Below are 10820 nucleotides of genomic sequence, written 5' to 3'. Positions count from 1 at the left end.
TGTGGTTTATTGGGTGCAGGGGTTATAGATGTTTATATATTCTTCTCAAATAAAATAATAGTGTGATGTCATATCGTTTCTGTTACCAATGTCTGAACAGCTCGAAGCCCCATTTTACTCCAGCCGACTGGAATTTCCATTGACTTGTCGCTATGAATGCTCCGAAAGAGAACAGGCGTGTGGTGAAGCCGTAACCAGACTCTATGTAGGGGTGGATGCCTTTCACGTCAAGGGTACTTATATGTATGCGTTCCATCTCTATGAACTTGCCCACAATGGGTATCCAGCTGAACAGCAGGAGTGGGCTTTCGTAGGTTACGTTGGCACGTATATAATAGTCGGAATTATTGTAAGTCTCGCTTCGCAGCAGTTCGAACTCTCCACTCCAGTTGTCGTTCCATCCTCCTGGGACGTTGTTCTCCCTAAAGTTCTCGTAGTCAAGGAAGTACTCGTTCCTGCCGCGGCTGGTATAGAAACCGCCTCCCAGCTTCATGTGAAGTGCCTGAAGATTGTTCTGCAGGTAGGTGTATTCTCCGTTCAGCTCCCATCGCTCGTATTCCGTATTTGACTTCATCAGCCCACGGAAGCTGCGCTCGTAGTCGCACGTCAGGACTGGGCCGTTCCACGACCATGGTCTTAGCTTCAGCTCAAGCATTGGAGCGCATGAGCGATAGGTGTATTGCTGACCCAGGTCTTTGTATGTACGCTTGTCTACGGCGTTCCTGATGTGCTGCGATATGCCGGCCTTGATGCTTACGTATTTGTTAATATCTATGTTTGCGGCAATCTTTTGGTAGTTGTCGGTAAACTCACCTATGTTTGAGTTTTGCCAACTATCTGCCGAGTCTGGAAACTGTGCCAGCATGTGTCTGACCACCATGGAGTTGGATATCCTGTTGCCGTTTCCAATGTCGGCCATGACATACCCGTTGCGGGCCTTGTTGAAATACCATGTGATGGGTATGGACAGGTACAACTGTTTCTGCTTGAAGGAATATCCGGCTTTCAGTCTTGCCGATAGCTCGCTCTGTGGAGAGAACATATAGCTGCTTCTGATGTCGAATTTGTATGTGATGCCCTTTCGGTGGCTGTAGCCCAGGTAGAGTGGGTTCAGAATGGGGTTAATCCTTACATACCCCCTGTCATCGTTTCCGAAATGCGACCTTATTCGGTTTACGGCATGGTCGCCTATAATGTCCCACAGTATGGCTGAGCGTGTCTTTTTCTTTTTCTCAATGGTAGAGTCCTTGGTGTCACGGCTCCCTACATACTCGTCTATTACCGCCTGCTCCTTGTACGATAGGGTGTCGGGCCTGACTGTTCCCATCTGTTCCCATGTCTCCCTGTTGTCCGTTTTTAGGTTGCCATTGACGGGGAGGTCATAGTAGGCCACATGTCGGCAGGTTATCCTGTTGCCGAGGAAGGAGAACTCCGTATCGAGGTTGCTCTTGCTTGGAAGCAGGGAGCGGAAGCCCTCGTCGCCCATGGTAAGGTTGAGGTTGAAGTCTATCATGTCGTACTCTCCCAGGATGTTGCACTCGATAATTCTTCCTGTGGCATAGTCGAGAAGAGCCGTGCCACTTACCAGCTGGGTGTTCTTACGCCGCGGGGTGAACTCTATGCGAGCAGTTCCATCGAGCAGGAAAGTAGTGGAGTATTTGTAGAACCGCCTGTTCTCCTTGTTGAACGGAGAGATTATATACTCGTCTATAATAGTCTCGTCATAGAGCTTCGGAGTAAGATACTTTGTTACGTTCTCCATGGTCTTGCGCCTGTGTGGAATGGTAGTATTCCTTATCAATGTGCGTGTGCGTACATCCCTCGTGCTGTTGTATTCCGTCACTCCGTAGCTCTCGTCAATATAGCTCCTTTTGCCTCCATTTGCAACGGCATACATTGTAGGTACGGCCAGCAGGGTGATGTTCTTGCGCTCTATGTTAAGGCCGAAGCGAGTGTAGTTGCTGCGGCTTGTCCCGTGGGCATCAGAAGTGTCTACCGATGCTGCGTAACGGAACATCCGTTCGAGCATCAGAGAGTCTGGCCTTATTGCCGAAGCCTCCTGACTACAGGCAAGGAACCATATTGCTGCCAATAAGTATGTGGCAAGGTATTTCATACTTGCAAAGTTAGCGTAAACGGGTGGAATGTCAAAGCAATCGTGAAAAAAACGCACCTTTATGCCTCCTATTATTATTTTATTTTGTAAATTTGCAACGGATTGATACATTTTGGCGTCCAACAGGAATGAAACGAACTATTATATTTTATGCGTCAGCGGTAATTCTTACTTTGTTGCTGACAGTTTTTTTGGATAGTTGTGCGGATAGGAGCAAAGGAGAGCTGAACAAGCTTTTGCTGGATGTTGCGGATGCTGATGGTGACATCAGCAGTGGCGACTGGCAAGAATTGTCGGCATTCTTCGAAGCAAATCGAGCCCATTATCCAGAGTTCTATGATGGTGACGAACTTAACGTAGAGTATGTCAAGAACTATGTAACAGAGTTTTTTGCCGACAGAAGACCGCCTAAGGAGATTACGTTTAGCGGAGTGGCTGGGAAGCAGGTGGTTGTAGACTTCTACCTTGAGCGTAGTGGCTCTATGACAGGATACGATAATGCCGATGTGGATGGAGCGTTCAAGGCGGCTATCGTGGGTATGATGAACAAGGTTCCCGATAATGTAAGCAGGCTGTTCATCGTTAACGGTACCGTAAACGAATATCCCGAGGGAACATCGAAGTTCCTGCAAGACAACGATATCTTCGAGGCTACTAAGGGCATCGGAGACCCTTCGTATACGGATTTCCGTGAGATTTTTGATATCCTGCTAAACAAGACTGGCAACAACTGTCTCTCTGTATTGTTCTCCGATATGATATATTCTACCCGCGACATGCAGGGTATCAATCCTCAGAAAGTCTTTTCCGAAGCCAAGGGCATGACCAATGCCGTATTCAAGGAGCCGAGCGCTAACCGCTCCATGCTCGTTGTGAAGCTCAACGGAATGTTTTCCGGACAGTATTATTCCTACAACAATGCCGTATCTCGCTATCGGGGCAATAGGCCGTTTTATGTCGTTATGGTTGCTGACAATAGCGTGATGTCCCGACTGGCCAACGATAAGGAACTGGGTGCGCTGGCAAAGGTGGAGACTTTGCCTGGATATGAGAACATGTATCTCTTTGCCTCGCCCAATATCTTCAAGCCTCATTACACCCTTCTGCTCAGTCACCCGTCCATACGCGGACGCTTCAGGACCGTTAGGGGACAGCAGGATGCAATCACGAATATAGATGACGTAGAGATAGACCGCAATTCTGGAGATATACAGCTTGTACTTGCGGCCGACCTGAGCGGAGTGCTTGCAGATAGTCGTTCCCTGCTTAACCCTGCCAACTATAAGGTAAGTGCCGATGATGAGGTTGTTATCCAGCAGATTACGCCCATTGATGAGCACAAGGATCTTACGGCTGCCGAAAAGAAATATGCTGGTAATGCTACACATCTTTTTATACTGCGCATGAAGAGTTTCACTAACGACCAGGAGATAAGCATATCACTCCGCAACGTGTTGCCGGAATGGGTTTCGCAAACATCTATTGATGACGATACGACACCTGATGCCCACAGCACCTTTGCCTTTGGATATCTCATGCAGGGCATATATGACGCATACACGAGGAACGTAAAAGGAGAACCTGCTTATTTCACGATGACGTTGAAATTAGAGAAGTAAGAGGAAACAGGCTGTGTGCTAAATCTGAATAATAAACTTGAATAAACATATAATCACAAGAACAAAAAAATAACAGAATAATGAAAAATATAATTTTTCCCATTGCTGGAGGCATATTGTCGTTGCTGTTTGTATTGTTTGCTCCTCAGTTGTATGAGGCACTTTATTATGAGCGTGCATTCTCTAATGAGTTGTACAACCTGTCAGTTTACCGTTTGTTAGCCTTTGTTACGGTATGCTTTGGATGGGTACCGGCTTTCACATATTATTATTTAGTCAACTCCGTAAGTTTCAGCCGATGGTACCATTGGCTCATTATGCTTGGTGTTGCTTCTGTGGCAGGACCAGTGTTCATATTCGTAAGCCTTGTAGGTATATTCATGGAGTTGGGTTACGATTTTACAGGGCAGATAGCCTCGTTCTGCCTGGCAGATGTCTTTGTAACGGCAGTACTGTTCGTAATTGCGAGCTTCAGCATACGCTGGTGGAGCAGCAATTGCCGGCACACCCCAATTCCGGAGTAGCAGCCGATGTCTGCAACACATAATAATCTCAGTCATTTTCAAGAAAAAAACTGCAACACATGAGACTATTCCTATTCCTTGTCGGCGGTACAGGCTCACGCGTAATGCGTCCGCTTATCATGCAGCTTGCTGCCGGCATACGTCCATTGGACGAGAACGGCAACCAGTTGCCTGCCGAGATAGTACCTATCATCGTTGATCCTCACAAGGCCAACGAAGACCTGAAGCGGACGGACAATCTGCTCAGGTGGTACAGACAGATACGCAGAAGCATGTACGGAGATAGTGATGATGTGAAGAAAGGATTCTTCGGAGTAAAGATTTCCACACTTAGCGATATTATACCGGACAGCACGGGTATAGCCGATACATTTATGTTCAACCTCGGCTCGGTGGCGTCGAAGAAGTTCCGCGACTTCATTTCCTATCCTACGCTCGACTCCGGAAATCAGGCTTTGTGCTCGATGATGTTCTCCGATTACCAGCTCGACACAAAGATGGATATCGGTTTTGTGGGCAGCCCAAATATCGGAGCCGTGGCTCTCAACCAGTTCAAGGACAGCGAAGAATTCCGCCAGTTCTCTAACGTATTCGACAAGAACGACCGGGTGTTTGTCGTATCAAGCATATTTGGAGGTACGGGAGCAGCCGGATACCCCATCATAGTAAAAAATATCCGCAATGCGGCCAACAACACCATGCTCAACAACCGTGGTGATTTGCGTGATGCCAAGATAGGAGCCCTTACCGTGCTGCCTTATTTCAACGTACAGCAAGACGAGAATAGTCCTATATCAAGAGCTGACTTCATATCAAAGACCAAGTCGGCCCTGTTCTATTATCATGATAACCTCACAGGTCTGAGGCAGGAGGGACAGGATCTTAACATGTCGAAGATTAACGCCTGCTACTATGTAGGCGACGAGGTGGCATCAAATCCTTACTTCAACGACCCTGGCGATAACGGACAGCGCAACGACGCACACGTCATTGAGTATGTGGGTGCTCTTGCTATACTTGACTTCCTGTCCATTCCCGACTCTCAACTTGTGAGCCGTAACGGGAATGCCTTGAACCCCATATTCAAGGAGTATGGCCTTGCCGCCGACAAGATGACGCTCACACTGCGCGACTTTGGCGCTCAGACACGATCGCTTGTCAACAGGCGCATGGCCATGTTCCATCTCGCATATATGTACATCACAAACCAGTTTCGTGCCGATATTGGCCATGGCTACACCTACGACAAGCCCGAGATACGCAACGAGTTCCTGTCGTCGACGTTCTTCAACGACCTGACATCAAACTTCTTTGTGGCTTACAGGATGTGGCTCGTAGAACTGCGAAACAATAGGCGCAGTTTCGCACCATTCAATCTTGAGACAACAAAACTTTCGGAGGCATTATGCGACATTGCACCCAGAAAGAAACTCTTTCAGGGTACCATCGATTACAAGACTCTGCTATCAGCCCTCAACAAGGCCAGTATGGACATCTCAAAGACGGGACGCTACACATCGGCCAACGTATCATACAAGCTCCTTGATTTGCTGGACGAGGTGTTGGAGAAGTTGATAGACGAGAAATTTGTAGGTGTAGTATAATTTATGATGCTAAGTGATAACAGGATATGTCAAACATATTAAGCTATAACAACAAGACTACAGGCGAGAGTTGGATTAGCCTGACGGCACAATATGGGGCCGACGAGATAAACATGATTAGCGACCCGAACGCCGGACTCGCCGATACACCACGCACGGCCATACCATCGCCCTTTGCCAATATGGACCTTGTAAAGAATGCCTTCCGCAGACTTTCCATGGATGCAGACCTTATAGGCGAGGCCATGGACGAGAAGCTTGTCAGTAATGCGCTCGATATTGCCCAGCTGTTCTTCTCTTATGGCGAGCTGAAGGAAAGGCTGCACATCGTGGAGTGGAACAGGGCTACGGCCCTTGCCATGTTGCAGGATGAGCCACAGCACAAGTTGCTGGCCGATACCATGGCTATGTTCCTGGAACAGGACAAGGAGGCGTTCAATTTCGATATTATGGACAAACTCTATTTCCTTGTCTATGGCAACAAGGTGCTCGGCTCTACGTCACCAGTTACGCTTTTTATGGCCACGCCAAACGCAAAGCCACAGACGGTGGATATTCCGGTTGAGCAAAACGAGATGGCATTCGACTCATGGCGACCGCTACATCAGCGCACTCCGAAGTTTGTAGCCATGCTCTATGCCCTGTTCACCGCATACCCTCAGCTGAAGAAGCGTTGTGGCGAGGTAAATGCCTATCTCATTGCTTCTTTGCCAAAATTGCCTAAACAGTTGCGTGACCAGATACTTACCGAAATCGGCAACCCTGCGTCGCTCGACATAGAGGGAGCAGACAAGGCCCGAAACTATCTCAATGCAAACTATTCGCCTATTGAAGGCGGAGCACAGATACTTGGAGTACCACTCTATTGCTCGCGACAGGAAGACGTGGTTGAGGCGATTGCCAAGAGCGATTTCCTCATGATTCCCACTCGCAAGCCTGAGGGTGAGCGCATACCACTTGTTCTTCAGAACCATCTGAACGCACCTTCTACAGACCCATTCAGATATGTTACAGGCTATTGGGACGATACAACCATAATAACTCTTGATGACTGCAGGTTGTCGCCAGACAAGCGAGTGCTTCCTGCTACCAATCATCAATATCCATGGCTGACGGCTGAAGACTTCTTCCAGCCTGCGCTTATGAAACTCGACTATACCATGGACGCCAACTGCTACTTCAACGGAAACCTCTCCGCAGGCAGCCGTGATACAGACAACAACGATTTCGTATTGCCGCTCAAGCCGTTGTTCTTCAAGTATTTTGATGTTGCAGACCTTTGGGGAACTGTTGCCGGACGGCCACGCTTTGAGATGGTACATACCAGGATAGGGCAGGGCGAGACAGTAAAGGTTATTCTTCGCATACCCGTTCAGAAACAGGGACATTTTATCACTCTTGAGCGTACATATACCAACGCCAATGGAGTGGACATGCGCTATGACGTGAGCAACGACTGCGGTCATTTCATAACCGTTCCGTTTGCTCTTGCGCTCTTCCCGTTTGTTAGAACGGAGGGAGCCCAGCTTTACAACGTACAGCTCATAGACCGTGCGTTGGGTATGCTCGACAACCACTCGCTTGGTCTGTCGTTCTTCCGTAATGGTGTTGCTGAGGCTTTGGCGGAGGATGTTGTGACATGCCGCAACCGTACGATGAAGAAGGAGCGTAGGGTAGGGTCGCATTACTATCGTGTGGCATCACACTTCGACCATATAGGCGTAAGCCTTGCCGATGAGCAGGGAAACATTATTGTCCAGGGAGTGGTATGTCCAAAGTGGCCGCTCTATGTGCCTGGTCATGACGCATATACTTTTGCAGTCGATTTCGGTACAACCAACACACATGTGGAATGTAAGCGGGGCGACGGAATGCCCGAGCCGCTTGCCATATCCTATGCTGCTGTTGAGAGACTTGTGGCAACACTCTACAATGGTACCCACAATGTCTACGACAACATAATGAAGCAGGAGTTCCTGCCCAAGGAAATTGGGGCTGATTATGGATTTCCGCAACGTACGGTATTGAGCGAGAGTGAGCGCATGGATGCTGAGAATATTGACAGTATAGTTGCTCTTGCCGATGCCAATATACCGTTTATCTATGAGAAGGAGTCAACAGGATATGGAAACCGCATCGTGCCAAACCTCAAGTGGGGTACCGATGGAGCCACTACGCAAGGTGCCGAGATGGCTGTTAGGAAGCGTATACAGGCTTATCTGACAGAGATAGCACAGCTGATGCGTGCAAAGGTGTTGCTGGGTGGAGGCGACATTGCCCGCACCCGCCTCGTATGGTTCTATCCCCTCTCTATGAAGGTCGGCAACATAAACACCCTTGCCCGCCTGTGGGAGCGTACGTTTGCAGACGTGTTTGGCATTACCGATGTTCAGCACAACATTATGCAGATGCCTGAGTCTGTTGCTCCATATTATTTTTACCGTTGCTCAAGCAATTATCGTGGTGCAGCATCTACGGTGGCAAGCATCGACATTGGTGGAGGTTCGTCGGATGTAGTTGTTTACGAGGCCAATGCCTCTCAGCCTGCTTTGTTGACTTCGTTTCGCTTTGCAGCCAATGTTCTCTTTGGCGATGGCTTCTCGCAGGTCCCGCATGGAGACACCAATCCCATGACCGTCAAGTATGTAGACTATTTCAGACGCATATTCAATAGCGACGATGATAAGTATGGAGAGCTGAACGGCATTCTCGACGACATTACGGCAAAGAGGAAGAGTGAGGAGATTAATGCTTTCCTCTTCTCTGTTATCAGCAACAAGGCTGTCGGTGGCAACGATGTCTTCTCATACAACGCCCGACTAAGTGAGGACGGAAGGTTCAAGATAGTGTTCATATATTTCTATACGGCCATCGTCTATTACGTTGCCAGCCTGATGCACCATCGCAATCTCGATATGCCGAGATGCCTGATGTTCAGCGGTACTGGCTCTAAGGTACTCGACATAGTGGGCAGCCAGCGTGACCTTGACCTGCTTACCAGAGCTGTATTCGAGAAAGTCTATGGCCGTAGCTATGGCTCCGATGGCTTCTCGGTAGTTATGGAACGCAGGGAGCCGAAGCAGCTGACATGCCGTGGTGCTCTGATGCAGGTAGGCAATCCGGCAGGTGATGGGGTTAGGGATGTTGAGACGCTCAACAACATGCTTGATACTTTCGACAGCAAGGTGAAAGTCATCTGGTCAACAATCGGAAAAGAACGCCTTGTATATGATGATATGGAAAAACAGGAGGTTCGTGAGCAGATTGTGGCAAATGTCAGGACGTTCAACGACTTCTTCAATGCTTTGTGCGACGAGATACATGTCGTCGACCGATTCCTCGTTGACAATACAGCCTTACAGAATTTCCGCCAACTGGTAGGACTTGACCTTGAGCACCACTTGGTAAGTGGATGGAACTATCAGAACGGCAACCGTAACGACCGTAACGGCAACGACCCCATAGAGGATGTACCGTTCTTCTATCCCATCAAGGGTAGCATCAGGGATAACCTGATAGAGAAATTATAACATTTAACTTGCTGCAATAATGTTTGGAAACGCTAAGGAAATACAGGAACTTCGTGAGTCGTTTGCACATATGGGTGCGATGGTTGAGGAACTGAAAAGCCAGTCGGCATTCTTCAAGAGCAAGATTAGCTCACTAAACTCTCAGATAGCAGCTATGTCTGAGAAGGTCGAGTCGTTGGAAGCCCTTCTTGCTCAGAAGTCTGACAAGCCGGCATCTTCTGCTGAAACGATGACCGCCCAGCAACCTGTGGCTCCCGCAAACACAGTTCTCTACCTGTCTGCCCCAGCAGCCGATGGCACCTTTACTGGCAGTTCGCCTGCCGTTCAGGAGGGTTCAAGCGTCTATTGCCTCACGACTACTGATGGCTATAACGGCTCGTTCTCCTTTATTGACAGTCATGACGCGCTGGCAACAGCCATGATTTCCGTCAGTCAGTTTGTGAAGTCCGTATGCAAGGTTGAGGGTAATACTCGTCAGTATCCAACAAGGATTGTTACCATTGAGCAAGGCTCTGCTGTTAGGGAAGGTGATGTATGGAGGGTATCAAAAAAGGCTCTCGTCAGGTTTGAGTAGATAAACAGAATATTGATAAGAAGCGATAATGGAGAATATATCGGTAAAATGTCCAAAATGCCGACTTGTATTTGATGTCGAGGCTCCTGCTGGTGCCATGACGGTAGATTGTGTGTGCCCACGTTGCGGAATGCCGTTCGAGCATACCCTCCGTAAGGAGGAAGGCCCTGAGCCAGACGAAACCGTGGCATCACTCAATGAGCAGCCAGCTCAGATAGAGCAGGCTCAGGCGCTTATTGGACAAGAACAGCCTGTTGGCGCACCCTTTGGCTTGGGACCAAACTTCCATCAGCCCACGCCTGAGGAAATCATGAAGCGCAGGCGTGACACACGTCAGGGATGTATTAAGTTGCTGATATATCTGGCCGTTGGCCTCATAATTGTCGTTATGTTCACCTTGCGCGGATGCTGGAAAGACCGCAGATACAGGGAGAATGTTGTCGTCATTAGCGAAACTCCTACAGACGTGCTCCGTCCGTCTGCTGTACCAAACGACAGGGCTCCTGGCAGGCATGCTGATGCAGAGAAGGCACCCGAATGGATACAGGGAACATGGTATGTGAAGACTGACTTCGGAGAAATATTCATCACCATCCGTGGTAACACTATTGCTGAGACATCAGGGGGGAATGCTACGGTTTATGGAACTTTCTATTATACATATTCCAAACTGAACTGCGATTTCGGTGACGGGAAGACGTTTGTCTATTACCTTGATGAGGAGAATGAGCTTATTGATGCTGGCGATGGCCTGCTGATGAAGAAGCTTGAGAACTAACGAAGAATCTTGTCCGTTTACACCTGAAAACACACCTCGGTGCAAGCTGCCACTCACGCTGTTGCGTTGGTCTAA

At 48.5% G+C, this 10820-nt stretch carries 7 protein-coding genes; 6 read left to right on the top strand and 1 reads right to left on the bottom strand.

The genetic code is table 11. The features are described 5' to 3' along the window. Nucleotides 1-82 precede the first annotated feature (82 nt). On the bottom strand, nucleotides 83-2116 hold the full coding sequence (locus CIL02_RS15885; RefSeq protein WP_094403230.1) for a DUF5686 family protein: 2034 nt from the start codon (nucleotides 2114-2116) through the stop codon (nucleotides 83-85). A gap of 128 nt (nucleotides 2117-2244) precedes the next feature. On the opposite strand from CIL02_RS15885, the gene CIL02_RS15880 reads away from it, so the two are divergent. From CIL02_RS15880 to CIL02_RS15855, 6 genes are all read left to right on the top strand, one after another. Next, a complete protein-coding gene (locus tag CIL02_RS15880; RefSeq protein ID WP_094403228.1) occupies nucleotides 2245-3735 on the top strand; it encodes a hypothetical protein in 1491 nt (496 codons plus the stop codon). 80 nt (nucleotides 3736-3815) lie between these two features. Then, the gene (locus CIL02_RS15875; protein WP_240513753.1) at nucleotides 3816-4259 is read left to right on the top strand and encodes a hypothetical protein; all 444 of its coding nucleotides are present in this window, start codon (nucleotides 3816-3818) and stop codon (nucleotides 4257-4259) included. A 59-nt stretch (nucleotides 4260-4318) separates the two neighbouring features. Next, on the top strand, nucleotides 4319-5863 hold the full coding sequence (locus tag CIL02_RS15870; RefSeq protein ID WP_094403225.1) for a hypothetical protein: 1545 nt from the start codon (nucleotides 4319-4321) through the stop codon (nucleotides 5861-5863). Nucleotides 5864-5889: 26 nt separating this feature from the next. Next, entirely contained in the window at nucleotides 5890-9393 is a 3504-nt protein-coding gene (locus CIL02_RS15865) for a hypothetical protein (RefSeq protein WP_094403224.1), read from the top strand. Nucleotides 9394-9412: 19 nt separating this feature from the next. Beyond that, complete coding sequence (locus CIL02_RS15860) at nucleotides 9413-9967, top strand: hypothetical protein (RefSeq protein WP_094403222.1); 555 nt, start codon at nucleotides 9413-9415, stop codon at nucleotides 9965-9967. 28 nt (nucleotides 9968-9995) lie between these two features. Next, nucleotides 9996-10745: a hypothetical protein gene (locus CIL02_RS15855; RefSeq protein ID WP_094403221.1), complete on the top strand. Its 750-nt coding sequence runs from the start codon at nucleotides 9996-9998 to the stop codon at nucleotides 10743-10745. Nucleotides 10746-10820 lie beyond the last annotated feature (75 nt).

The sequence above is a fragment of the Prevotella sp. P3-122 genome, assembly GCF_002251365.1.
Lineage (GTDB): Bacteria > Bacteroidota > Bacteroidia > Bacteroidales > Bacteroidaceae > Prevotella.
This window is presented reverse-complemented; position numbering and strand designations above follow the sequence as displayed.